General features: G+C 47.1%; 23 protein-coding genes. 19 read left to right on the top strand and 4 right to left on the bottom strand.

Going from position 1 to position 24,473, the window contains the following annotated elements; genetic code table 11:
* The first annotated feature begins 37 nt into the window (after positions 1-37).
* The 15 genes from lepA (at position 38) to ABIC15_RS05040 (ending at position 17,379) form a co-directional block, all read left to right on the top strand.
* Complete coding sequence (lepA, locus tag ABIC15_RS04970) at positions 38-1,861, top strand: translation elongation factor 4 (RefSeq protein ID WP_354019889.1); 1,824 nt, start codon at positions 38-40, stop codon at positions 1,859-1,861.
* A gap of 67 nt (positions 1,862-1,928) precedes the next feature.
* Positions 1,929-3,074, top strand: coding sequence for a radical SAM family heme chaperone HemW (hemW, locus tag ABIC15_RS04975; RefSeq protein WP_318092681.1), 1,146 nt, complete (start codon positions 1,929-1,931; stop codon positions 3,072-3,074).
* Positions 3,075-3,382: 308 nt separating this feature from the next.
* A complete protein-coding gene (gene hrcA, locus ABIC15_RS04980; protein ID WP_214765997.1) occupies positions 3,383-4,420 on the top strand; it encodes a heat-inducible transcriptional repressor HrcA in 1,038 nt (345 codons plus the stop codon).
* 24 nt (positions 4,421-4,444) lie between these two features.
* On the top strand, positions 4,445-5,011 hold the full coding sequence (gene grpE, locus ABIC15_RS04985) for a nucleotide exchange factor GrpE (RefSeq protein WP_318092682.1): 567 nt from the start codon (positions 4,445-4,447) through the stop codon (positions 5,009-5,011).
* Between the two features lie 55 nt (positions 5,012-5,066).
* Complete coding sequence (dnaK, locus tag ABIC15_RS04990; protein ID WP_012369686.1) at positions 5,067-6,893, top strand: molecular chaperone DnaK; 1,827 nt, start codon at positions 5,067-5,069, stop codon at positions 6,891-6,893.
* 133 nt (positions 6,894-7,026) lie between these two features.
* On the top strand, positions 7,027-8,133 hold the full coding sequence (dnaJ, locus tag ABIC15_RS04995) for a molecular chaperone DnaJ (protein ID WP_354019890.1): 1,107 nt from the start codon (positions 7,027-7,029) through the stop codon (positions 8,131-8,133).
* Positions 8,134-8,156: 23 nt separating this feature from the next.
* Positions 8,157-9,104 (top strand): 50S ribosomal protein L11 methyltransferase, encoded by a 948-nt coding sequence (prmA, locus tag ABIC15_RS05000; RefSeq protein WP_290830050.1) that lies wholly within the window; start codon positions 8,157-8,159, stop codon positions 9,102-9,104.
* Between the two features lie 4 nt (positions 9,105-9,108).
* Entirely contained in the window at positions 9,109-9,855 is a 747-nt protein-coding gene (locus tag ABIC15_RS05005) for a 16S rRNA (uracil(1498)-N(3))-methyltransferase (RefSeq protein ID WP_318092684.1), read from the top strand.
* Positions 9,856-9,860: 5 nt separating this feature from the next.
* A complete protein-coding gene (gene mtaB, locus ABIC15_RS05010; RefSeq protein WP_290830054.1) occupies positions 9,861-11,195 on the top strand; it encodes a tRNA (N(6)-L-threonylcarbamoyladenosine(37)-C(2))-methylthiotransferase MtaB in 1,335 nt (444 codons plus the stop codon).
* Positions 11,196-11,319: 124 nt separating this feature from the next.
* Positions 11,320-12,015, top strand: coding sequence for a 23S rRNA pseudouridine(2604) synthase RluF (gene rluF / locus ABIC15_RS05015; protein ID WP_354019891.1), 696 nt, complete (start codon positions 11,320-11,322; stop codon positions 12,013-12,015).
* A 60-nt stretch (positions 12,016-12,075) separates the two neighbouring features.
* Positions 12,076-12,951, top strand: a complete 876-nt coding sequence (gene rarD, locus ABIC15_RS05020; RefSeq protein ID WP_354019892.1) for an EamA family transporter RarD — start codon at positions 12,076-12,078, stop codon at positions 12,949-12,951.
* 22 nt (positions 12,952-12,973) lie between these two features.
* The gene (rarD, locus tag ABIC15_RS05025) at positions 12,974-13,858 is read left to right on the top strand and encodes an EamA family transporter RarD (protein ID WP_354019893.1); all 885 of its coding nucleotides are present in this window, start codon (positions 12,974-12,976) and stop codon (positions 13,856-13,858) included.
* Between the two features lie 76 nt (positions 13,859-13,934).
* Positions 13,935-14,600 carry a deoxyribose-phosphate aldolase gene (gene deoC, locus ABIC15_RS05030; RefSeq protein ID WP_012369694.1) on the top strand — a complete coding sequence of 222 codons (666 nt, stop codon included), beginning with the start codon at positions 13,935-13,937 and terminating at the stop codon, positions 14,598-14,600.
* 155 nt (positions 14,601-14,755) lie between these two features.
* Positions 14,756-15,733: a BMP family lipoprotein gene (locus tag ABIC15_RS05035; protein WP_354019895.1), complete on the top strand. Its 978-nt coding sequence runs from the start codon at positions 14,756-14,758 to the stop codon at positions 15,731-15,733.
* The gene (locus tag ABIC15_RS05040; RefSeq protein ID WP_354019896.1) at positions 15,730-17,379 is read left to right on the top strand and encodes a methyl-accepting chemotaxis protein; all 1,650 of its coding nucleotides are present in this window, start codon (positions 15,730-15,732) and stop codon (positions 17,377-17,379) included. The genes ABIC15_RS05035 and ABIC15_RS05040 overlap by 4 nt, the downstream gene beginning before the upstream one ends.
* A gap of 64 nt (positions 17,380-17,443) precedes the next feature.
* Here the strand turns inward: ABIC15_RS05040 and ABIC15_RS05045 are convergent, their stop codons facing one another.
* Together ABIC15_RS05045 and ABIC15_RS05050 are read right to left on the bottom strand one after the other, a co-directional pair.
* Positions 17,444-18,685, bottom strand: a complete 1,242-nt coding sequence (locus ABIC15_RS05045; RefSeq protein WP_354019898.1) for a murein hydrolase activator EnvC family protein — start codon at positions 18,683-18,685, stop codon at positions 17,444-17,446.
* Between the two features lie 336 nt (positions 18,686-19,021).
* Positions 19,022-19,771 (bottom strand): SDR family NAD(P)-dependent oxidoreductase, encoded by a 750-nt coding sequence (locus ABIC15_RS05050; RefSeq protein WP_318093205.1) that lies wholly within the window; start codon positions 19,769-19,771, stop codon positions 19,022-19,024.
* A gap of 168 nt (positions 19,772-19,939) precedes the next feature.
* Between ABIC15_RS05050 and ABIC15_RS05055 the strand changes: the two genes are divergently transcribed.
* From ABIC15_RS05055 to ABIC15_RS05065, 3 genes are all read left to right on the top strand, one after another.
* Positions 19,940-20,374: a YkvA family protein gene (locus ABIC15_RS05055; RefSeq protein WP_354019900.1), complete on the top strand. Its 435-nt coding sequence runs from the start codon at positions 19,940-19,942 to the stop codon at positions 20,372-20,374.
* Between the two features lie 225 nt (positions 20,375-20,599).
* Positions 20,600-21,184: a DedA family protein gene (locus ABIC15_RS05060; RefSeq protein ID WP_354019902.1), complete on the top strand. Its 585-nt coding sequence runs from the start codon at positions 20,600-20,602 to the stop codon at positions 21,182-21,184.
* 12 nt (positions 21,185-21,196) lie between these two features.
* Complete coding sequence (locus ABIC15_RS05065; RefSeq protein ID WP_119922466.1) at positions 21,197-21,823, top strand: HAD family hydrolase; 627 nt, start codon at positions 21,197-21,199, stop codon at positions 21,821-21,823.
* Between the two features lie 56 nt (positions 21,824-21,879).
* Here ABIC15_RS05065 and ABIC15_RS05070 read toward each other — a convergent pair whose 3' ends face one another.
* Entirely contained in the window at positions 21,880-22,941 is a 1,062-nt protein-coding gene (locus tag ABIC15_RS05070; RefSeq protein WP_354019904.1) for a PTS sugar transporter subunit IIC, read from the bottom strand.
* Between the two features lie 192 nt (positions 22,942-23,133).
* On the opposite strand from ABIC15_RS05070, the gene ABIC15_RS05075 reads away from it, so the two are divergent.
* Complete coding sequence (locus ABIC15_RS05075; protein ID WP_012369703.1) at positions 23,134-24,126, top strand: NADP-dependent oxidoreductase; 993 nt, start codon at positions 23,134-23,136, stop codon at positions 24,124-24,126.
* A gap of 61 nt (positions 24,127-24,187) precedes the next feature.
* Here the strand turns inward: ABIC15_RS05075 and ABIC15_RS05080 are convergent, their stop codons facing one another.
* Positions 24,188-24,349, bottom strand: coding sequence for a hypothetical protein (locus ABIC15_RS05080; protein ID WP_012369704.1), 162 nt, complete (start codon positions 24,347-24,349; stop codon positions 24,188-24,190).
* Between the last annotated feature and the right edge of the window lie 124 nt (positions 24,350-24,473).

Below are 24,473 nucleotides of genomic sequence, written 5' to 3' on the forward strand. Positions count from 1 at the left end.
TATGTACGTTTGACTATAAGGTAAGGTGACTATAAACATGAATAATGCAGATCGTTTAAAGCGGCAAAAAAGTATTCGAAACTTCTCGATCATCGCCCATATCGACCACGGGAAATCGACACTTGCAGACCGTATTTTAGAAAAAACAGGCGCTTTGACATCACGTGAGATGAAAGATCAGACACTGGATGCCATGGATCTTGAGCGGGAACGCGGAATTACCATTAAATTGAACGCTGTTCAGTTGAAGTATACGGCAAAAGATGGTGAGGAATATATCCTCCATCTGATCGATACACCGGGACACGTCGACTTCACATATGAAGTTTCCCGTTCTCTTGCAGCCTGTGAAGGGGCGGTTCTCGTCGTCGATGCGGCGCAAGGGATTGAAGCCCAAACGCTTGCCAACGTATATTTGGCACTCGATAACGACTTGGAAATCCTGCCGATCATCAATAAGATTGATTTGCCTTCAGCAGACGTTGAACGTGTTCGTCAAGAGATTGAAGACGTAATTGGTCTGGATGCTTCTGAAGCGGTTCCGACATCCGCGAAAGCCGGTATCGGGATTGAAGAAATCCTTGAACAAATCGTGGCGAAAGTGCCGGCACCTACGGGTAATCCGGAAGCGCCGCTCGAAGCATTGATTTTTGATTCCTACTATGATGCTTATCGTGGTGTCGTCGCGTCAATTCGTGTCGTCAACGGTACGGTAAAGGTCGGTGACAAGATCCGGATGATGTCGACCGGAAAAGACTTTGAAGTCTTGGAACTTGCTGTCTCGACACCAAAACCGCTTCGTCAAAAAGAATTAACGGTCGGAGACGTTGGAACGTTATCGGCTTCTATTAAAACAGTCGGCGATGTCCGCGTCGGGGATACGATTACCTTGGCCAAGCAACCGGCGACTGAAGCTTTACCGGGATACCGGAAGATGAACCCGATGGTGTACTGTGGTCTCTATCCGATTGATGCGGCACGTTACAACGATTTGCGTGAAGCACTCGAGCGTCTTCAATTAAGTGACGCAGCCCTTGAATTCGAGCCGGAAACATCACAGGCACTCGGATTCGGTTTCCGTTGTGGATTCCTCGGAATGCTTCATATGGAAATCATTCAGGAACGGATTGAGCGCGAGTTCAACATTGATATGATTACGACGGCGCCGTCGGTTATCTATCATGTTACGACAACGGCAGGAGAAGTGTTGCATGTTGATAACCCGTCGAAGATGCCGGAACAGCAAAAAGTCGAGTTCATCGAAGAGCCGTATGTTAAGGCAGCCGTCATGGCACCAAACGATTATGTGGGTGCCATTATGGAACTTTGTCAAAAGAAACGCGGAACGTTCATAGATATGGAATATATTGATACGACACGCGTTAAAATCACGTATGAACTGCCGTTATCGGAAATCGTCTACGATTTCTTCGACCAGTTGAAATCGAGCACAAAAGGTTATGCGTCGCTTGATTATGAATTGATCGGCTATCAGCAGTCACGTCTCGTCAAGATGGATATCTTATTAAACAATGAAAACGTCGATGCACTGAGCTTCATCGTTCACCGTGATTTTGCGTATGAACGCGGGAAAGTCATCGTTGATAAATTAAAAGAACTCATTCCGCGGATGCAGTTCGAAGTACCGATTCAAGCAGCCGTCGGAACGAAGATTGTTGCCCGTTCGACAATCAAAGCGTTGCGTAAAAACGTTCTCGCCAAGTGTTACGGCGGAGACATCTCGCGTAAACGTAAATTGCTCGAGAAGCAAAAAGAAGGTAAGAAACGTATGAAGATGGTAGGCTCGGTAGAGGTACCGCAAGAAGCCTTCATGTCGGTTCTGTCGATGGATGAAGATTAAAGAAGACACAAAGGGGGCGTTTCTGGCGCACCCTTTTTCTGTTTAAGGAAAGAAAGGATGAGGCGAAATGACACCACGCGCCGCATATGTCCACATTCCATTTTGTGAGCATATTTGTTATTACTGTGACTTTAATAAAGTCTTTTTAAAAAATCAGCCGGTTGCAGAATATCTGGATGCATTGGAACGGGAGATCGAACTGACGTTACAACACTATCCGACGGATCGGCTCGAAACGATCTTCATCGGTGGAGGAACACCGACTGCCTTAAATGAAGCTCAGATGCAACGATTGATGGATATCATTTCGAAGCACCTTCTGCCGCTGACGGATGCGACACTTGAGTATACCGTCGAATCGAATCCGGACGGCGTTTCGCCGGAAAAACTCGATATCATGAAAGCGGGCGGCGTCAACCGGGTCAGCTTCGGTGTCCAGTCATTTGACGACGGATTACTCGAACGGATCGGCCGGACGCACCGGGAAGCGAAAGTCGCAGAGACGCTCGATCATGCGGCAAAGCGCTTTGACAACATCTCGGTTGATTTGATGTTCGGCTTACCGAACCAAACGCTTGAGCAAGTCCGGTATGATGTCGAACGGGCATTACGTTTGCCAATCACGCATATCTCGTCGTACTCATTGATTCTTGAGCCGCATACTGTTTTTGCGATTCAAGAACGAAAAGGCAAGTTGCCGTTACCGACGCAGGATTTAGAGGCGGATATGTACCGTTTGATGATTGAAATGATTGAAGCCGGCGGATTAAACCAATATGAGATTTCGAATTTTTCTCTGCCGGGCCGGGAAAGTCGGCATAATCGCGTCTACTGGGAAAATGATGAATATTACGGATTTGGTGCCGGCTCCCACAGTTACATCAACAAAACACGGCGGGCAAACATCGCACCGATTCCACACTACATCAAAGCGGAAGGATTGCCGGTCCGTAATGAAACACCGTTGACGGAAGTCGAACGGATGGAAGAAGAGATGTTTCTCGGCTTACGGATGAAAGAAGGGGTGTCGGAACGGCACTTCGAAGAAAAATACGGGTATTCGCTCGACCGGGTCTTCGGTCAGACGATTGCGAAACTATTGCCGCGCGGACTCGTCGAACGGACAGCGACTCATCTCCGTCTGACGGACGCCGGTGTCCCGCTCGCCAACGAAGTATTTGCCGAGTTCATCGGCGAAGCAGAAGTGGAATAACAGAACAGCAGGAAATAAAACGGCGCCGATACGAAAGTATCCGGCGCCGCTTTATTTTTTCGGTTTTCGTAAAAAGTAGGCGGTTGTACCGATGATCGCGATGAACACCCAAACGAACACTCCAGCCATTGCAAACAGTTCGAGCATAGATATCATCCTTTTCGTCGTTTGTTTCACTGTATCGCAGAATGGGAAAGTCTTCAAAGGGTTCAGCAAATTGGTTGACATCATTTCGCCAATTCCTTATAGTAAAGATGTAATTAGCACTCGTTAAAAGTGAGTGCTAACAAAATAAGGTGGTGAAGAAGGTGCTGACGGATCGCCAATTGTTGATTTTACGTGCAATCGTCGATGATTATATCAAAACCGCTCAACCCGTCGGCTCACGGACGCTCTCGAAACGGAGTGACGTGACGTTCAGTTCCGCGACCATTCGAAATGAGATGGCGGACCTCGAAGAAATGGGATTGATTGAAAAGCCACATACTTCTGCAGGTCGAATTCCATCCGAGCTCGGATATCGATTTTATGTCGATCATCTGATTCGTCCGGAAAGCATCTCACCGCAAGAGGCAAAAGCGTTAAAATCGTTATTTGCCCATTCCGTGAATGAAAATGATCGGTTAATCCGACATACAGCGGACTTGTTGAGCGAATTGACACATTATACGACGCTTGTATTAGGTCCAAAAGAAGAAGGACAACGTCTCCATCATTTAGAACTGATTCCCTTGGCGGAAGGACGTGTCGTCATCGTTCTTGTGACAGAAACCGGTCACGTCGAACATAAGACACTTCAGCTCGCGGAAGCCCTCTCACGTGAGGCGGCCAGCCGCTTGATGGAACGGTTGAACCAAACGCTGCGCGGAACGCCGCTCAGTCAGTTGCGTCTCCGTCTGCTCGAAGAAATCAGACGGTTCCGTTCCGAACATTCGGAACAGACGACCCTACTGTCAAAAGCACTCGATATCGTCTTGACGGATCAGCATGAGGAACGTCCCTTGATTTATCTCGGGGGAAAAGCCAACATGTTTGATCAACCGGAGTTTCAGGATGTCGCGAAATTGCGTCCGGTCCTCGAGTTGATCGAGCAACAGGAAGCCTTGTTTGATTTCTTGAGTCCGAGTCTCGATAATCAGATTTTGATTACGATCGGCAGTGAAAATAACGTCGATGCCTTAAAAGACTGCAGCGTGATTCGTGCCCATTATTCCGTTGATGGCGTTTCACTTGGCACACTCGCCCTGATTGGGCCGAAACGGATGGATTATAATCGAGGCATCAATTCGATCATTCATCTTTTACAAGCATTCCAAACCGAGTTGCGTAAGAACAGCTTGGATTGAATATAGAAAGGGGCTCGATTCAGAGTGGAAGAAAATAAGCAGAATCAAAACCTCAATACTGAAGAAACAACCGAGCAACAAACAGAAGCAGAAACAGTTGAAGTAACAGAAGAAGAAGTCGTTCAGGCGGATCTCGTTGAAGAACCGGCAACCCCCGACTTCGAAGCACAACTTGCGGAAGCAAAAGCATCAGAATTACGCCTTCGTGCGGATTTTGACAACTTTAAACGCCGGAACCGGATTGAAGCCGAAAACCGTGCGAAGTATTCTTCTCAGACAATCGTCGAGAAATTGCTTCCATTGGTCGATAACCTTGACCGTGCACTTCAAATCGAATCAGACAACGAAGAGACAAAATCTGTCCTTGCCGGTGTCGAGATGGTCAAACGTCAATTGGTGGAAACACTTCAAAATGAAGGCGTCATTGAGATTCCAGCAGTTGGGGAAGCCTTTGATCCGAACCTGCATCAGGCAGTCGTTCAGGAGCCGAGTGAAGAACACGAATCAGGTGTCGTCACAGCGGAATTCCAAAAAGGATACAAATTACACGATCGTGTCATTCGTCCAAGTATGGTCAAAGTCGCAGAATAAGCTACATTTCGATCTGATGTAACACTACTAACTATTCGAAGGTGAGGAATTTATCATGGCAAAAATCATTGGTATTGACTTAGGAACAACAAACTCATGTGTCGCAGTAATGGAAGGCGGAGAGCCTGTCGTTATCGCAAACGCTGAAGGAAACCGGACGACTCCATCTGTCGTTGCTTTCAAAAACGGCGAGCGTCAAGTCGGGGAAGTCGCAAAACGTCAAGCCATCACAAACCCGAACACCATCATGTCGATCAAACGTCATATGGGTACAGACTATAAAGTCGAAGTAGAAGGCAAAGACTACACACCACAAGAAGTATCTGCCATCATTCTTCAAAAACTCAAAGCACAAGCGGAAGACTACCTTGGTGAAAAAGTAACGGAAGCGGTCATCACGGTTCCTGCTTACTTCAACGATGCAGAACGCCAAGCAACAAAAGATGCAGGAACAATCGCTGGTCTTGACGTCAAACGGATCATCAACGAGCCGACGGCAGCAGCACTTGCTTACGGTCTTGAAAAAGGCGAAGACCACACAATCCTCATCTATGACTTAGGTGGCGGTACATTCGACGTTTCGATTCTCGAACTCGGAGATGGTGTTTTCGAAGTCGTTTCAACTGCCGGTGACAGCCGTCTTGGTGGAGATGACTTTGACCAAAAAATCATCGACCACTTGGTTGCAGAATTCAAAAAAGACAACGGCATCGATCTTGCCCAAGATAAAATGGCGCTTCAACGTTTGAAAGACGCTGCTGAAAAAGCGAAGAAAGACCTCTCAGGTGTCTCTTCCACACAAATTAGTCTTCCGTTCATCACGGCTGGCGCGGCAGGTCCACTTCACCTTGAAATGACATTGTCACGTGCGAAGTTCGATGATTTGACAGCTGATCTCGTAGAACGGACGATGGCACCAACTCGTCGTGCTCTCAGCGATGCTGGCATGACACCAGACAAAATCGACAAAATCATCCTCGTTGGTGGATCAACACGTATTCCTGCGGTTCAAAAAGCCGTTCAAGACTTCACAGGCAAAGAATCGTTCAAAGGGGTTAACCCGGATGAAGTCGTTGCCCTCGGAGCAGCTGTTCAAGGTGGCGTATTGACAGGGGACGTCAAAGACGTTGTCCTTCTCGACGTCACACCACTCTCACTCGGAATCGAAACAATGGGTAGCGTGATGACGAAATTGATCGACCGTAACACGACGATCCCGACTTCAAAATCACAAGTCTTCTCGACTGCTGCTGACAACCAACCAGCTGTTGACATTCATGTTCTTCAAGGTGAACGTCCAATGGCGTCAGACAACAAAACGCTCGGTCGTTTCCAATTGACGGATATTCCGCCAGCACAACGCGGTGTGCCGCAAATCGAAGTTAAATTCGATATCGATGCAAACGGAATTGTTAACGTATCAGCGAAAGATCTTGGTACGAACAAAGAACAATCGATCACAATCCAATCATCAAGCGGTTTGACTGAAGCAGACATCGACCAAATGGTCAAAGATGCAGAAGCAAACGCAGATGCTGACAACAAACGTAAAGAAGAAGTAGAACTTCGTAACGAAGCGGATCAACTTGTCTTCGCAACGGATAAAGCAGTCAAAGATCTTGGCGAGCAAATTGACGCAGCTGATAAAGAAAAAGCGGAAGCGGCAAAAGAAAAAGTAACAACTGCACTCGCAGGAACAGACGTCGAAGCGATTCGTTCTGCAAAAGACGAATTATCAACGGTTGTTCAAGAATTGACGCAAAAAGTCTACGAAAACATGGCTCAACAACAAGCGGGCGCTGAAGGTGCGCAAGCTGGCGGACAAGATGACAATGTCATGGACGCTGAATTTGAAGAAGTCGACGATAAAGACAACAAATAAGTAACCGACCGATTTTTCGGGCGCTAGAGAGAGCCAAAGCGTAATCCGCGCTTTGGCTCTTTCCATGTCGCCTGAAGTTCGGTAAAATCAAACAGTATGAAATGAATCGGACCTAAAGAGAGGAAGAATGCACGTGGAAAAACGCGATTATTATGAAGTGTTAGGCGTCGCGCGCGATGCCTCAGCAGCAGAGATTAAACGAGCTTACCGAAAACTAGCCCGGACGTATCATCCGGATGTCAATAAAGAGGCGGATGCCGATCAAAAGTTCAAAGAGTTATCGGAAGCCTATGAAGTTTTGTCAGATGACAACCAACGTGCCCGTTACGACCAGTTTGGTCACCAGGATCCATCGCAAGGCGGCGGTGGCTTTGGCGGAGCAGAAGGCTTCGGCGACATCTTTGATATGTTCTTCGGCGGCGGACGCCGTCAAGATCCGAATGCCCCGCGTAAAGGACAGGATTTACAATATGTCGAAGAAATCGACTTCATGGAAGCTTTCTCTGGTGTCGAGAAAGTCATTACGATTCCAGTCGAAGAAGATTGCGGAACATGTCACGGTTCAGGTGCTAAACCGGGAACACATCCGGAAACATGTAAACGTTGTGGCGGATCAGGACACATCAACATCGAGCAAAACACGATGTTCGGACGTGTCGTCAATCAAACGACATGTTCGACATGTCACGGTCGTGGACAAATCGTCAAAGAACCATGTGAAACATGCCGTGGAGCAGGTCGTGTCCGTAAAAACAAAGATGTTCGTGTCAAGATTCCAGCCGGGATTGACAACGGTCAACAGATTCGCCTGGCAGGTAAAGGGGAAGCCGGCGTCAACGGCGGACCATTCGGAGATCTGTACGTCGTCGTTCGTGTCCGCGAACATGAATTGTTTGAACGGGTCGACGATCATATCGTGATGGATATGCCGCTTACGTTCACACAAGCGACGCTTGGCGATGAAATTGAAGTGCCGACAGTTCACGGAAAAGTCAGCTTAAAGATTCCGGCCGGAACACAAACCGGTTCACGATTCCGTCTGCGCGGCAAAGGGATGCCAAACGTCCGTTCAGGCCATCACGGGGATCAATATGTCAACGTCGTCATCATCACGCCAAAAAATCTGACAGACCGTCAAAAAGAACTACTCCGTGAGTTCAATGAGATCAGTGATGAAAAAGGTGTCGAAGAACAACACGAAGGCGTATTCAGCCGGATCAAAACATTCTTTACAGGGTGATCACTAAAGGAGCGTGACAGGAAATGAAATGGTCAGAAGTCTGTGTCCATACGACACAAGAAGCAATCGAAGCAGTCTCGAACATCTTACATGAAGCAGGAGCAAGCGGTGTCGTCATCGAGGACGTCGAAGATTTCGAAATGATGTCACACCGTGAAGATAACTTCGGTGAGATTTGGGATGAGAAGAAGCGCGACGAATATCCGGACAGCGGTGTCCTCGTCAAAGCGTATCTTGCGGAAAGCAGTGATTTGACGGATACGATCAAAGGAATCGAACGCGACATTCAGATGCTGACGAAATTCGGTCTGACGATTGGAGCAGGAACTGTCACGCTGACACAGGTCGATGAAGAAGACTGGGCCCATTCGTGGAAACAGTTTTATAAACCGGTTAAAATCAGCCGTCATTTGACGGTCGTACCGATGTGGGAAGAGTACACACCGCAACCGGATGAGAAAATCATCGAGCTCGATCCAGGCATGGCATTCGGGACAGGAACACACCCGACGACCGTCCTCTGTATTCAAGCCATTGAAAACTATCTTCAAGACAACGATCGTGTCGTCGATGTCGGGACCGGTTCGGGTGTTCTCGCGATTGCAGCGGCCAAACTCGGTGCCAAGGATGTTTTTGCGCTTGATTTGGATGAAGTCGCGGTTCGTTCGGCAACCGATAATGTGGCGCTAAACAAAGTCAGCCAGCAAGTGACAGTCCGTCAAGGCGATTTGATGAAAGAACTCAAAGAGCCGGTCGAATTGATCGTCGCAAACATCCTGGCCGAAGTGATTTTGTTATTCGTCAATGACGCCTATGAACTGACATTACCAGGCGGTCACTTCATCGCTTCCGGTATCATCGGTCAGAAAAAAGACATGGTGCGTGACGCGATGGTCGCTGCCGGATTCACGATCGTTGAGACGACGAAACTCGAAGACTGGGTCGCGATTATCGCGAAACGCGAGGCGTAAACCGATGCAACGATATTTCGTCGAACAGACCGCCCGTGCGGGGAATTTTTTTACTTTGTCGAAAGACGATGCCCATCACATGAAAAATGTCATGCGGATGGACGTCGGTGATGAAATTTTAGTATTAGACGGAACGGGATTGTTCCGTTGCCGGCTCGAGCAGCTGGATAAGCAAACAGCCGTCGCGGAGATCGTCGAAGAACTGCCGATCGATACGGAACTGCCGATTCATGTGACGATTGCCTATGCCCTGCCGAAAGGTGATAAAGTGGAGCTCGTTGCCCAAAAAGCGACAGAGCTTGGCGTCAGCCGGCTGCTTGTGTTTGAGTCGGCCCGCTCGGTCTCGAAATGGGATGCGAAAAAGATTCCGAAGAAGCTCGAACGTCTTCAAAAAATCAGCAAAGAAGCAGCAGAACAATCCTACCGGGCACACTTGCCGACGATTGAGTATGTGACGTATGATGAAGTTCTACAATGTGCTACCGACTATACGGCGTGTCTGATTGCCTATGAAGAATCGGCAAAAGAGGGAGAGGCGGCAGCCTTTGCTTCGACGTTGTCCCGGCTTCAGTCAGGCGACTCGTTATTGGTCGTAATCGGTCCGGAAGGTGGACTGACGGAAACAGAAGTAACGCGGTTAACCGCTGGCGGATTCGTGCCGGCATCACTCGGACGACGGATTTTGCGGACGGAAACGGCACCACTCTACGTCCTCTCCGCCGTATCGTATCATTTTGAATTGAAAGGGTGAGTGAAATGGCAACGGTTGCCTTTCAAACGCTTGGTTGTAAAGTCAATCATTACGAGACAGAAGCCGTCTGGCAACTGTTCAAGGATGCGGGATATGGACGTGTCGACTTTGCAGATCATGCCGACGTTTACGTCGTCAATACATGTACAGTAACGAATACCGGTGATAAAAAGAGCCGCCAGGTCATACGGCGGGCAATCCGTCAAAATCCGGACAGCGTCATCTGCGTCACGGGATGTTACGCCCAGACATCACCTGCGGAAATCATGGCGATTCCAGGCGTCGATGTCGTCGTCGGCACACAGGACCGTCATAAGATGATCGGTTACATCGAACAGTTCCGCGAAGAACGGATGCCGATCAATGCCGTCGGGAACATCATGAAGGCGAAAGTCTATGAAGAACTCGATGTGCCGGCCTTTACCGACCGGACACGGGCTTCCCTGAAGATTCAGGAAGGATGCAACAACTTCTGTACGTTCTGCATCATTCCTTGGGCACGCGGTCTGATGCGTTCCCGTCAACCGGAAGATGTCTTGAAACAGGCGCAACAACTTGTCGATGCCGGATACAAGGAAATCGTTTTGACCGGTATTCATACAGGCGGTTACGGGGAAGACTTAAAAGACTACAACTTGGCGAAGTTGTTAAAAGCACTCGAGTCCGTGACAGGTCTTGAACGGCTCCGAATTTCTTCCATTGAAGCGAGTCAAATCACGGATGAAGTACTCGATGTTTTGAAAGATTCGCCAATCGTCGTCCGCCACCTGCATGTTCCGATTCAATCGGGGTCGGATACGGTCTTACGCCGGATGCGCCGGAAATATACGATGGCAGAGTTCGGAGAACGGATTACACGTCTGAAAGAAGTTCTGCCGGACTGTGCGATTACGTCTGACGTCATCGTCGGTTTCCCGGGCGAGACGGAAGAAGAGTTCATGGAGACGTTTAACTTCATCAACGATCATAAGTTCAGCGAACTGCATGTTTTCCCTTACTCGAAGCGGACCGGAACACCGGCTGCGATGATGGACGATCAGGTTGATGAGCAGGTGAAGGAGCAACGTGTCGCACGTCTGATTGCGTTGTCGGATCAGCTGGCAAAGGAATATGCGTCGAAGTACGAAGGAGAACTGCTGGAGATCATTCCGGAAGAATTTTCGGAAGAGGCAGGCGGTCGTCTTGTCGGTTATACAGACAATTACTTACGTGTCGCGATTGAAGGAGACGAATCATTGATTGGTCAACTCGTTCGCGTCAAAATCAGCAAAGCGGGTTATCCGATGAATGACGGACAATTCGTCCGCGTCATGGAAACGTTAAAAGAGCAAGCGATTTAAAAGGGATTCGCCTTCCGGTTACAGGAAGGCGGATTTTATTTTACAGTCCGATAAATTCTTTTGTTTTCAAGGAACGGATACGCTACACTGAGTAAAGATTACACAAGAGAAAGAGGATAAGGATATGCGAATTAATAAATTCATCAGTGAAACAGGATATTGTTCCCGCCGCGCAGCCGATAAGCTGATCGATGCAGGACGTGTAACGATTAACGGCAACGTCGCCGAGCTCGGATCGCAAGTCGAAAAAACGGATGCTGTCGAAATTGACGGACAGCCGCTTCAGGCAAAACCGGATCTCGAGTACTTGATTTTAAACAAACCGGTCGGTATCACGTGTACGACGGAACGTGACATCGAAGGCAACATCATTGATTTCATCAATCATCCGAAACGGATTTTCCCGATTGGACGACTCGACAAAGATTCGGACGGCTTGATTATCCTGACGAACGACGGAGATATCGTTAACCGGATTTTACGGGCGGAAAACAATCACGATAAAGAGTACATCGTGACGGTCGACGCACCGATTACGGAAACGTTTATCGAAGGCATGGCGGGCGGCGTTGATATTCTTGGGACGACGACGAAAGAATGTGTCGTCGAACAGCTCGAGTCGCGTACGTTCCGAATCGTTTTGACCCAAGGCTTGAACCGGCAAATTCGCCGGATGTGCAAAGAGTTTGGTTACCGTGTCAAACGTCTGCAACGCGTCCGGATCATGAACATCGAACTCGGTGATTTACCGATTGGGGAATGGCGTGACTTGACGGAGTCGGAAATGAAAACATTGTTCGAGACACTCGATCAACAATAAGCTGAAAAAAGTCGCCATGATGATGGCGGCTTTACTTGTATACATATAAGGGGGTTCATCGTGGATAAACGGGGAATGAGTGCGACCTTCGTCGCCTATGTGATTGGGGGATTATTACCGATCTACAAACTGTTTGCGGATCACGTACCGGCATGGACGGTCGTCTCGATTCGCATCATCAGTGCTTTTATTTTTGTTATGTTATTACTGCGACTGACCGGGAAATTTAAGCACGTCAAACAACTTTGGCAAAGTAAACGTCAACGTAATACCGTCCTTGCAGCAGGACTTGTCCTTGGTGGGAACTGGACCTTGTATTTGTACGCAATCGGCGAAGGGTATCTCGTCGAGTCTTCACTCGGCTATTACATTAATCCGCTCGTCAGTGTCCTGTTCGGTTTGCTGTTTTTCGGAGAACGCCTGAACCGTGCTCAACTTTTTGCGATGGCGAGTGCCGTGACAGGTGTTTTGATTCTGACATTCGGATACGGAAAGTTTCCGATTATCGCCTTTTCACTCGCCATTTCGTTTGCTTTTTATGGGGTTCTGAAAAAGAAGGCGGCGGCAGAACCGTTATCCGGTCTGTTTCTTGAGACGCTCGTGACGTTACCGTTTGCCGTGCTGACGCTTGGTCTGACCGGAGCAAATCCGATTGCCTTGCCGACGGAAGCACTGTTTGCCATCGTCATGCTTGGCGTAGCGACTGCGGTCCAATTGATGTTGTTCGGATACGGAATGCCGAAAATTCCGTTCGTCTACGTCGGGATTTTACAATATATCGCCCCGACCTTGACCCTGATTCTCGGTGTCTTTTTATTCAATGACGTCTTTACACCGGTTCACTTCGTCGCCTTCCTGTTCATTTGGCTGGCTGTCGCGTTATTTACAATCAGTGGGATATCGAGCGGACGGATGAAAATGAAAAAAGTATCGTGATCGAGAAAAGAGGAAATGAATCATGAATAAATCAGGTTTTTTCGCGACATTAGCCGCTTATGTCATTTGGGGACTGTTGCCGATCTACTGGAAACTGCTGGCGACCGTCTCGAGTGAGGAGATTTTAGCAAACCGGATCGTCTGGTCGTTTATTTTCTTATTGTTATTATTATCACTTCAAAAAGCATTGCCGAAGTTTACCGGTGCGCTGAAGAATCCCTTTACCCGGCGTCTGTTTTTCCTGAACGGGCTGATCATCAGCATGAACTGGTTCATCTACATTTGGGCGGTCAATCATAATTTTATCGTCGAAGCATCGCTCGGGTATTACATCAATCCGATCGTCAGCATCATCTTTGGTGTTTTCTTTTTCCGTGAGAAGTTATCCCGGATTGAATGGCTCGCGATTCTTCTCGCAACAATCGGCGTCTTGATCCTGACGATCGGTTACGGAAAGTTTCCTTGGATTTCTCTCGCCCTGGCTTTCAGCTTTGGTTTTTACGGTGTCGTCAAAAAACAACGGCCGCTTGAGTCAACCGTCAGTCTGACAATTGAAACACTGGCTCCGTTACCGATTGCTTTATTATTTTTAGGATACATGGGAGTCAGTGGACAAGAAACCTTTACCTCTTCTCCGTTTGTGATGATTGGACTTTTCTTAACCGGTATCATCACGGCCGTTCCGTTATTATTGTTCGGATTTGGTGCTCAACGGATTCCGTTTACGGTCGTCGGTTTTCTGCAATTCGTTGCTCCGACCTTGTCGCTTGCGATCGGTGTTCTTCTGTATAACGAACCCTTTACGAGAACACACTTGATTGCGTTTACATTCATTTGGTCAGCGGCACTCGTCTTTACATTAAACGGTTTGCTGATTCGAAAAAAACAGCTGCGAAAAGTCGCGTAAAAAGATAGAAGTCTGACCTCTTGCGTGATAGAATGGAAACAGAGTCTAAGGGATATCCTTAAGGAGGAACTGAATCATGAATTTAGCAGGAATGATCGACCATACAGCTTTAAAAGCAGAAACATCACGTGCTCAAATCGAAACACTTTGTAAAGAAGCGCTCGAATACAAATTTGCCAGTGTTTGTGTCAACCCGACAAACGTAGCACTCGCGGCAGAACTCTTGAAATCAGACGATGCGGTCAAAGTATGTACAGTCATCGGCTTCCCACTCGGTGCAAACACACCGGAAGTAAAAGCATTTGAAACACAAGATGCCATCAAAAACGGTGCAACAGAAATCGATATGGTCCTAAATATCGGTGCATTAAAAGACGGTGACCTTTCACTCGTTGAACGCGACATTCGTGCAGTTGTCGAAGCGGCAAACGGCACACTCGTCAAAGTCATCTTCGAGAACTGCCTCTTAACTAAAGAAGAAATCAAAACAGCTGCTGAGTTATCAGTCAAAGCCGGTGCGGATTTCGTTAAGACGTCTACTGGTTTCTCAACAGGCGGCGCAACGGTAGAAGACATCCGTCTCATGCGTGAAACAGTCGGACCTGACATCGGTGTCAAGGCTTCAGGCGGCGTTCGTGATTTTGAAGGAGCAAAAGCAATGATCGATGCCGGCGCAACACGCATCGGTGCTTCTGCCGGAATTGCCATCGTTACAGGTGGAACTTCAGACAGCGACTACTAATTTAATTTGATAAAACCAGCGTGTCCTTTTTACAACAGTTGTTGTAAAAAGGACACGCTTTTTGTTTTAAAACAATTCTGAATTTGATTTTTGGGTTAAGAAGTCAGACAACCCTTCCGATAATCCATTGTAGAACAAGGGAAGGAAGTGGAAAAGTGTCAAAACGATTCAGTTTGTCCATGCTAGCCTTAACCATCGGTCTGGCTGGTTGCGGCAGTATCATCGATCATCCTGAACAAGCAGTAAAGGAGCGCCGGAAAATGGCAGTCGTCTTATCCGATGTCGGATTAGGGGATCAGTCGTTCAGCGATGCTGCAATGAGCGGTATGTCTTTACTGCGTGAAAAAGAAGACTGGTTTATTGATTATAGAGAATTAAGTGAAACAAAATCATATGAAACGGCATTTGCCACGTTGGCGAAACAACATCCGACCGTTGTCGTCGGTCTTGGTTTTATGGGACAGGCGGACTTGGAGAAGGTAGCCAAGCAGTATCCCAAACAGCAATTTGCTCTGATTGATGCGGTGTCCGAGTTGCCGAACGTCCTGTCGGTGACATTTAAGGAAGATGAAGGAAGTTACCTGGCAGGAGCAGCAGCGGCGATTCAGTCGGACAGTGAAACGATTGGTTTTATCGGCGGTATGAAATCACCGCTCATTGAGAAGTTTGAAAAAGGATACAGAGCCGGTGCAACAGCGGTCAATCCAGATATCCGTGTCCTTGTCGATTATGCGGAAGACTTTGCGGCACCGGATAAAGGACGTGATCTCGCCAATGCCCAAATGAAAAAAGAGGCGGATGTCTTATTTGCGGCAGCAGGACTGACCGGCAGTGGTGTTCTTGAGGCAGCAGAAGAACAAGGAAATAAGGCGATTGGTGTCGACAGTGATCAAACGGCGATTGCCCCGGATGCCGTCATGACATCGATGTTAAAGCAGGTCGATCTTGCGATTACGAAAATTGGCGACAGCGTCAAAGCGCCGGGTCTTCAAGTCGGTCAAATCGTATTAGGCGTCAAGGACGGAGCGATTCAACTCGCGCCGATTCGGAATGCCGACTTTTCAGCAAAAGATTTACAACGGCTCGAACAATTGAAACAAGATATACTGGAAGGCAAGGTGAAGGTCCAATGACGTTACGACAACGATTTTTGATTTCGACACTCGTGACGATTGTCAGTGTTGTCGCCCTGATGGGTTGGACATTATTCGAACTGCGGCAAATCCAGTCCTACAACGAGGATTATGGAAAGCAACTGGTCGAGATTTCAGAACTCGAGACTAAGTTACTGTATGAGCAGGCAGCCTGGAACCGGTTAGCGAGTCAGCCATCCGAAAATCAAAAAGAACAGGCACTTGCCTTAAGTGAAAAAAATGAAAAGGCTCTTGATTCATTACAAAAAACGTATTTGATCGATCGGTTTAAGCCCGATTTGAATCGTGCCAAAATGAAGTATACGGTCTTAGCAGAGAAGCGGACGACATTATTAAATGAGCTTGATCCCATTGTAATCCGCTCCCACGCAGCCCAGGTGGAAGGGGTATTAAGCGATTTATACACGCTACATACGAAGAATGGTGAATTTTATGATGTATTGCAACAGGAAGCAAAAGATAAGACATTGAATCTGACGCGCTCGGTTTTAATCGCGACATTTATGCTTTTAATTGCGTTAGCACTCTACAATTGGTATTTCGCACGAAGTATCACTCGTCCGATCAGCCGAGTCGTTCAGACAGCAGAACAGATTTCGCAAGGAGATGTCTCACAACAACTGCAAATCTCGGGACGGACGGATGAAATCGGTCGTCTCGAGTCAGCGATTGCCCAGATGCAAGGAACATTGCATGGTGTCATCGGAACGATCAGCCAGACATCGACGACTATCAATCAGATGAGCGAACAGGCGACAGCTGAAAATGCCAATATCGTCGAAGTATCAGGCAACATGACACATGCCATCAATGAAATGGCCAGTGGGACACAAACAGTCTCGGATGACTTACAAACGACAGTCAGTACCATTACGGATATGAGCACATTGTTTGAGCAAAGTGAACAACGGGCGCAACAAGCATTGAGTCAAGGTCAACTGGCGGATACGACGATGGGGAAAAGTGCAACCATCATGCAGGAACAAGCGGAATCACTCGCGGCAGCGACACTTCAAAATCAGGAACTCGGTCGCAAGCTAGCCGGATTCTTACAACAAACGCAGCAAATCGAACAGATGGCGCAACTTGTCTCAAGTGTCTCGGCGCAAACGAATTTACTGTCATTAAACGCGGCCATCGAAGCGGCACGGGCAGGAGAAGCAGGACGTGGTTTTGCCGTCGTGGCGAGTGAAGTGAAGAAGTTAGCGGACGAAACCCATCAAGCGACCCGTTCCATCTTTTCACTCGTTCGTTCGATTCGGGCAGACGGAGCGATTTTGCAGGAAGCATTGCTTCAATCTGAAAAGGAGCAAGCACATCAGGTTCAAAACTTTGCTGAGGTGACATCGGCATTCGAGGAAACCCGTGGTCACGTGACGGATGTAACGGAAGCCGTCCAGTTCATGACGACACAGTTACTTCAGTCAAAAGACCAAGCGAATCAGGTCGTGAATCAAGTCAGCTCAGTCAGTGGCGTGATGGAAGAATTAGCCGCCGGGAACGAAGAAGTGGCGGCGTCGATGCGCGATCAGCAAGCATCATTCGAACAAATTCATCAACTGATGCTGGAACTGGAACAAACAACGACTTCACTGGATCAACAAACCAGCCAGTTTAAACTGTAATATGAACAAACAGCAAAACCCCCTCAGCGAGTCAGTCCGTTGAAGGGGTTTTCGTCAAGTATGCTTAGAAGAAGTCACTTGGATTCAATTCGTTTGTCCGGCCTTTGGCATTATACTGATACCCACCGTCATGAATCTCAAAGTGAAGGTGGGGACCGGTTGAATTTCCGGTACTGCCAAGGTTACCGATTTGTTGTCCCTGTTTCACCTGTTGACCTTGTTTGACGGTCAGAGAATTCATATGCGCATAAACGGTCGTATACGTTTTTCCACCGATGTTGTGCGAGAGATAGACGTGATTACCGTAAGGCCCGCCGGAGCTTGCCAGGATGACGGTTCCGCTTGCGGAAGCAACGACCGGGGAGTTCAGTGGTCCGGCAAAGTCAATCCCGTTATGGTACGCGTATCCGTTACTTCCACTGGCAGCGCCCATTCCTTGTGAAATGGAGCCGGCAGCCGGTTTGATGAACTTGCCTGTCGCTTTTGAAAGGACTTTTGTGCTTGCTTTTGTAACAGAAGCAGGTTGCGCCGATTGCGCGGCTGCTTGTTTTTCGGCTAATCGTGCAGCTCGAGCGGCTGAACGGGCAGCAGCTTCCTGCGCCTTCAGTTGAGCGGCAGCATCTTTTAAGCTCAAGATGTTAGTTTCGATGGAACGTTTTTCTGATTTTAATCGATTCAGTAAGGCCGTTCGTTTAATCTTTTCTACTTTTAATTCACGCTGTTTCTTTTTTAGAAGAGTACGATCCTCAATCAAATCAATACGTGTTTGTTTTAATTCTTTTTGAGCCAGTGCCAATTGATGTTTGTTTTGTTCGTAATCTTTTAATAAAGAAGCATCGCTTTCGGCAATCGTATTAAAAGCATTAAAACGGCTGATCATATCTCCGACATCTTTAGCGCCAAAAACAGCCTCGAGAAATGGATCGTCATCTGCTTTTGCTTGTCGGACAGCTAAACGATCTCCGAGCATTTTTTCCTGCTTGCTGATTTTTTCGCGTAAGGCATCGATTTTTTGTTCCAATCGTTTAATCTGCTGACGGTTTTGATCAATTTTTTGTTGGTTTTCGACGACCTGCAACGTCAGTCCATTAATCTGTTGATCGAGCGCATAGACTTTTTGCTGTGCTTTGGACAGTTGGGTGGTCTTTTTCGAGAGGGCTTGCTTTTGCTTGGACTGCTGTTGTTGATTTTGCTGCTGTTTTTCCTTATAAGAACTTGCTGCACCGACGGGGTGGACAAGTGGGCTGAAAAGTAAGGTCATCGTCATCAGTGAGAGACCGAGTGTTTGTTTTAAAGATGATTTCATAGTTGAATCAATCATTCCTTCCTGAATTCAGATACATATTCTGAAATGTTACCTGTTCTACTCTAACAAGAAATGACGGGAATCACCGTTACAGTTTCGTTAAAAATATTATATGGAAATTATCAGGTGATCGAGATTCTTTATGTAAATTATTTTTTAGACACTTTCAAAAAAGTGAGAGAACCGTTGATAATCCGGGAAAGAAGACACAATAAAAAAAGTGAATCCAAGGATTCACTTCTAAAAAAGAGCTGATATGTTTTTGTAATATGAAGAAGAGGAATAAAAGTACAGGTTTAATGAATCAAGAAACAGGATATGCAAACTAGTTTTAATTTATTCTTCGTAGATCATTTTTCGTGTCATTCCGCCGTCAAGAACCAACGTTTCTCCCGTTAAGAAGTCGTTATCGGGATTCGTTAAAAACAAAGCAGCCCGGGCAACATCTTCCGGTTTCCCGACTCGTCCAGACGGATGCTGGCTGTGGTCTTCCGGTGAAAGTTCATGGTAATTTCCGGTTTCAATCCAACCGGGTGCAATCGCATTAACTAAAATCCGATCGGGTCCTAAAGAAACGGCTAAAGCATGCGTCAACGCGACAATGCCGCCTTTGGTAGCCGCGTAAGATTCCGTATCCGGCTCGGACATGAACGCGCGGGTGGAGGCCAGATTGACAATCCGTCCGCCTGCTGGGTTTTTCTTCAGATAAGGCGCCGCGGCTTTTGTCGTTAAAAAGATGCTCCGCAGATTGGTATGTTGGACACGGTCCCATTCCTCAAGCTCTAATTCAAGTAACGACTTGCGCACCATGATGCCGGCATTGTTAATCACGATATCGATCCGGCCGGTATGCTCAATGGCTTTATCAATCAACAGGTTGACATCTTTTTCATCCTGGACATCCAGATGATAAAAGTAAGCGGTCCCGCCGTCAGCTTCGATTTCTGCCGCAAGATCGTCACCGGTCATTTGGTCAATGTCGGCAAGAATGACGGTGGCGCCTTCTTTGGCATAAGTCTTGGCAAGCGTTGCTCCAATGCCATTGGCGGCACCTGTGATGATGACAGTATGATTGATATGATTCATTGTAAATTCCTCCTGGGGAATGTGTAGTTGGGAAGACTGCTATAATCAGATAGCCGAAAATGAATCGATTAAAACATATTGTATCCTTGAAGAAAGGATTATCCAGATAGGCATTAGGGAACATAAAAGGTAGCTAACGCTACTATTATGTTGAATGGGGGATTTTTGATGGATTTATCAAATCAAAAGCTCGAAACAGAACAAGAAAAATATGCAGATGAAGCTAAAGCGTATATCAATCAACCTAAAAAAACGAATTCGATGTTACGACGTGCAAGTGAAAAAATAAATAAAAATTCGACGCTATCGGTCGTTTTTTCTCCCGTCCGTTTATTTATCGATATGGTTCGTGCCTATCAATCCGGTGAATACCGAAATATTCGCCGGACGACGATTTTGAAAGTAATCGGGGCCTTGATTTATCTCGTTTCACCGATCGATTTAGTGCCGGACTTTGTGTTAGGTTTCGGATTTGCTGATGATATCGCCATCATCCTGTTCGTGACGAAAACGATTTTCGAAGAGTTGACACGATTCAGTGATTGGCAGGATGAGCAACAAAAAGCAAGTACGCAGCCGCTTCAAAGTGAGGATGCTTACTAATTTCATGAGACAACCGGACTGAGACAGTTGGTCCTCATATAAAACAGAAGGTGGATTTTGAATCCGCCTTCTGTTTTCGTTTGGATGAAAGTCCTCGTTTCATGTACTTGCGGTCAATCGAAACTAGCTCTTGTTTTGCAGGAAACAAAAACGTAATTTCTGTACGCGTCCTTGAAAGTTCGTTACACTAGAAGCAGAGAAACTTTTTGGGGAAGGAGGTATGGAATGGCTTGGCATTCATGGATTGAATCATACGGTTATTTTGGAATCATGTTGAGTTTGATGTTTCCCTTTTTACCGAGTGAAGTGCCGCTTGCGTATGCAGGCTATCTGGTCCACACAACGGAGTTTAACCTGATTGTCATGTTGATCGTGGCCGTCATGAGTTTTGTGATCAGTCAAAATATTTTCTTTACAATCGGGCGTCTCGGAAGTGACCGTTTACTAAAACGAATTTTTAGATGGTTTCGTATTTCTGAAACGAAGATGGTGCGATTCCAACGTCAAATGGATACGCGCGGTCGTTTCATCTTATTGCTGTCACCGATGTGGCGGATGGGATTTGCGATAGGGGCAGGGTTGACCGGTGTCTCGCGTCTCACTTTTACGATTGCGACGACGATTTCTTTTTTTATGTGGTCCGCTTTTTTTATCTGGGGCGGAAAGAAACTTGGACATGGCATGATGGGGCGGCATCCTGAATTCCACCATTACCTTCCCTGGATAATCGGTCTCATCGTATTTGGTGCAGGTTATCTGTATTTCCGAAAAAAAACGCTCATGAAAAAACAAGGTATATCTAAAAAATAGAGGAGTGTTCACATGGCAGTGATTTTATTTGATATTGACGGTACATTGATCGACTCGACCGATCAGATGACAGAGGCAATTCATCTTGCGATGGAAGATATGCCGCATCTGGTCAAACCATCCAAAGCAAGTGTCCAGTCGAGTTATGGTTTGGCGGGTAATGCTTTTTGGAGAAAAGCAATCCCGGATGCTTCTGAAAACGACATTAAAGAGATTCGCAGAAAACGTCATCATCACTTGGAGCAAACGATGCAGAATCAAGATGTTCTGTTTGATGGCATTCGAGAATTATTGGAACAATTGACGAATCAGGGACATATCGTATCAACAGCAAGCAATTGCGGGGTACATTATTTAAATCTTGTTCTCGACAGCCAAAACATTCGATCTTATTTTACAAGTCCAAAATGTTTGGAGTCGGTGAACGGGAAACAAAAAGCAGACATTTTAGCCGCACATCGTGAAGAGTTTGGCGAGGTCGACTATCTGATGGTCGGCGACCGTTCGTCGGACGTTGAGGCGGCCAGACTACAAAATATGCCGGTAGCGATTTGTTGCTTCGGTTTTGGAACAGAACAAGAATGGAAGACGGCTGATCATCAGCTGGAGACACCGCTTGATTTGTTGAAGTTTGTATAACGGAATGAGCAAAAAACAAGCAGCGCTGATGAGTCAGCGTCTGCTTGTTTTTTTAGTTAATCAAAATCAAGTCGGTACTGCTCGTGATTCGTCCAAGGACGAAAACGGCGGAAGAGCTGATGGAACAGAAGACACAGGATCACCGGCAAAACAATAAACAGTCCGAAGACAAGCGAAATATTGATCCACGTCCATCCTCCTGCCATCAAGTGAAGCGCATTGATTGGACCAATCAGACCCGACATACCGAATCCGGCACTGAAGGGGGTTCCTTGAATACCGAGTACACCTGCGAGTCCGCCAAGTACGGCGGCGCTGCACATGACGGGCAGAATCATGATCGGATTGCGAATGAAATTCGCCATTTGAATTTTAGGAGAGCCTAAAAAATGAGCGATGGACGTGCCGCGGGAATTGGCCTGCCACCCGGCAATCGCGAGTCCGAAACCTGCTGCACAAACACCAAGGTTAGCGGCTCCTGCTGCAACACCGGATAAACTGATGGCTGTTGCAATCCCGACCGTCGAAAGCGGTGATACGATGAGGACCGAAAAAGTAACGGCTAAGGCAATGCCCATCAACACCGGTTGAAGAACGGTAAAGTGTGTAATCACTTGACCGATCGTGGCTGTGATCTTCGTGACAAACGGATAGGTCAGGACACCGATTCCGCCGGCTCCGACGATGATTAAGGTTGGAATGACGAGAACCGTATACGTCTTAAAACGATTTCCGAGCCAGATGACGAGGGCAGTTGCGACTGCGGCTGTCAATCCGGCATTGATGACATCACCGGTTCCGATGAATAAGTAACCGGCGGTCTCGGTTCGGTTTGCGACACCGGATCCGACGACAGTCGCAAGACCAATCGAGGTCGCTTCAATCGGGGTTGCCTTGAACTGCATGGCAACGGCGACACCGATGACCATCGGCAAGAGCCGCATCGCAAGAGCAGTCGAGTCGATGATATGTTGCGCAGGAGAAAAATAGGGAAGCAAGGCTTTGGCAAGTTCACCAAGCAACGCTCCCGGGATAAGAGCAACTAAGATGCCGATACTGAGTCCGTTTAAGACATGGACACCGAATTGGCGGTCAAAACGTTTTAAGGTCGTATTCAACTAAATTCACTCCTTATGTATCGCTTTTATGCATAACAGTATAAAAGTGATGAATTGTGTTTAATCATACGAAAGAGCGTTCAAAACGTCAAGCAGAAAATGGAATTTCCTGAAAAAATAAAAGCAAACTATTCGCACTGAAACAAAAGGACTGCTAGAGTGGAGAGGTAAAAAATCGGGGAGGGAACAGTTATGTCAGAACAACAAATCGTATTAGCCAGCAGACCAGAGGGACGTCCAACACGGGACACGTTCCGTTATGAGACGATCGAATTGGACGCCTTAAAAGCGGATCAAGTTTTAGTAGAGACGCTCTATATCTCAGTCGATCCTTATATGCGCGGGCGAATGAATGATGCACGTTCTTACTCGCAACCATTCGACCTGGATGCACCCATCCAAGGTGGTGTCGTCGCGCGGGTCGTTGAATCAACAAGTGATCTGTTAACAGTGGGTGACACCGTTGTCGGAATGCTCGACTGGGCGACGAAATCCGTGGTCGATGCAAAACAAGTCCGTAAAATCGATGCAACATTGGCGCCTGTCTCAACGGCACTGGGTGTGCTCGGAATGACAGGTATGACCGCTTACTTCGGTCTGCTCGACATCGGGAACCCGCAATCTGGCGAAACGGTCGTCGTCTCGGCAGCAGCAGGAGCCGTTGGATCAATTGTTGGTCAAATCGCTAAAATTAAAGGCGCACGAGTCGTCGGGATTGCTGGAAGTGCTGAAAAGATTCAGTATCTAAAAGAGGAACTTGGATTTGATGAAGTCATCAATTACAAAACGGAGCAGATCGGCGAAGCCTTAGATCGGACTTGTCCGGACGGGATCGATGTCTACTTTGAAAATGTAGGCGGTGCAATCGGGGATGCCGTTCTTGATCGATTGAATCCTTTTGCCCGTATTCCAGTCTGTGGGGCGATTTCCGGCTATAACGAACAGGCGGATTTAGGTCCACGGGTCCAATCGAAATTGATCATTGCGCGCGCACGGATGCAAGGTTTCTTGGTCGGAGACTATGGCAAACGGTTTAAAGAAGCAGCGGAACAACTTGGTAAATGGGTCAGCAATGGTGAGTTGAAGTACGAAGAAACGATATTTGAAGGGTTTGAACAAGTCCCGGACGCCTTTCTTGGTCTGTTTGACGGGTCGAACACGGGAAAACTGTTGGTCAAATTATAAGAGTACGTCAAAAAGGTGTTGCTTTCCTGAGCGGAGAGCAACACCTTTTTTGTGCTTGAATTTATTGATCAGCAGGATCTTTTTTTAATTCTTCGACATCAGGATCCGGATGTTGTGTTTCGGCCGGTTTGATTCCTGGATCAGATGTTTTGGCTGGTTCTGGATCCGGATGTAAGCCGACATCCGCTGTTTCGTTTGGTGTATCTTGTTTTTTATCCATCATGAGTGTTTATCCCCCTTGTATTCGATATTTTATATGTACCCGAATTATCGATTCTAAAAACGAAACGGACACTTTGATGAGATTGAGGTTTTGTAGCAAAACAAGATACGAACAAACTCGACTC

The organism is Exiguobacterium sp. PvP048, from assembly GCF_040549175.1.
Lineage (GTDB): Bacteria > Bacillota > Bacilli > Exiguobacteriales > Exiguobacteriaceae > Exiguobacterium_A > Exiguobacterium_A artemiae.

Excerpts from the sequence above, each read along its gene's own strand:
- prmA (WP_290830050.1), top strand. The coding sequence starts at position 8,157 with ATGAAATGGTCAGAAGTCTGTGTCCATACGACACAAGAAGCAATCGAA.
- ABIC15_RS05050 (WP_318093205.1), bottom strand. The coding sequence starts at position 19,771 with ATGAATCATATCAATCATACTGTCATCATCACAGGTGCCGCCAATGGC.
- rarD (WP_354019893.1), top strand. The coding sequence starts at position 12,974 with ATGAATAAATCAGGTTTTTTCGCGACATTAGCCGCTTATGTCATTTGG.
- ABIC15_RS05045 (WP_354019898.1), bottom strand. The coding sequence starts at position 18,685 with ATGAAATCATCTTTAAAACAAACACTCGGTCTCTCACTGATGACGATG.
- rluF (WP_354019891.1), top strand. The coding sequence starts at position 11,320 with ATGCGAATTAATAAATTCATCAGTGAAACAGGATATTGTTCCCGCCGC.
- ABIC15_RS05055 (WP_354019900.1), top strand. The coding sequence starts at position 19,940 with ATGGATTTATCAAATCAAAAGCTCGAAACAGAACAAGAAAAATATGCA.
- hemW (WP_318092681.1), top strand. The coding sequence starts at position 1,929 with ATGACACCACGCGCCGCATATGTCCACATTCCATTTTGTGAGCATATT.
- mtaB (WP_290830054.1), top strand. The coding sequence starts at position 9,861 with ATGGCAACGGTTGCCTTTCAAACGCTTGGTTGTAAAGTCAATCATTAC.
- ABIC15_RS05075 (WP_012369703.1), top strand. The coding sequence starts at position 23,134 with ATGTCAGAACAACAAATCGTATTAGCCAGCAGACCAGAGGGACGTCCA.
- dnaK (WP_012369686.1), top strand. The coding sequence starts at position 5,067 with ATGGCAAAAATCATTGGTATTGACTTAGGAACAACAAACTCATGTGTC.
- ABIC15_RS05080 (WP_012369704.1), bottom strand. The coding sequence starts at position 24,349 with ATGATGGATAAAAAACAAGATACACCAAACGAAACAGCGGATGTCGGC.
- ABIC15_RS05040 (WP_354019896.1), top strand. The coding sequence starts at position 15,730 with ATGACGTTACGACAACGATTTTTGATTTCGACACTCGTGACGATTGTC.
- lepA (WP_354019889.1), top strand. The coding sequence starts at position 38 with ATGAATAATGCAGATCGTTTAAAGCGGCAAAAAAGTATTCGAAACTTC.
- deoC (WP_012369694.1), top strand. The coding sequence starts at position 13,935 with ATGAATTTAGCAGGAATGATCGACCATACAGCTTTAAAAGCAGAAACA.
- ABIC15_RS05065 (WP_119922466.1), top strand. The coding sequence starts at position 21,197 with ATGGCAGTGATTTTATTTGATATTGACGGTACATTGATCGACTCGACC.
- ABIC15_RS05005 (WP_318092684.1), top strand. The coding sequence starts at position 9,109 with ATGCAACGATATTTCGTCGAACAGACCGCCCGTGCGGGGAATTTTTTT.
- ABIC15_RS05060 (WP_354019902.1), top strand. The coding sequence starts at position 20,600 with ATGGCTTGGCATTCATGGATTGAATCATACGGTTATTTTGGAATCATG.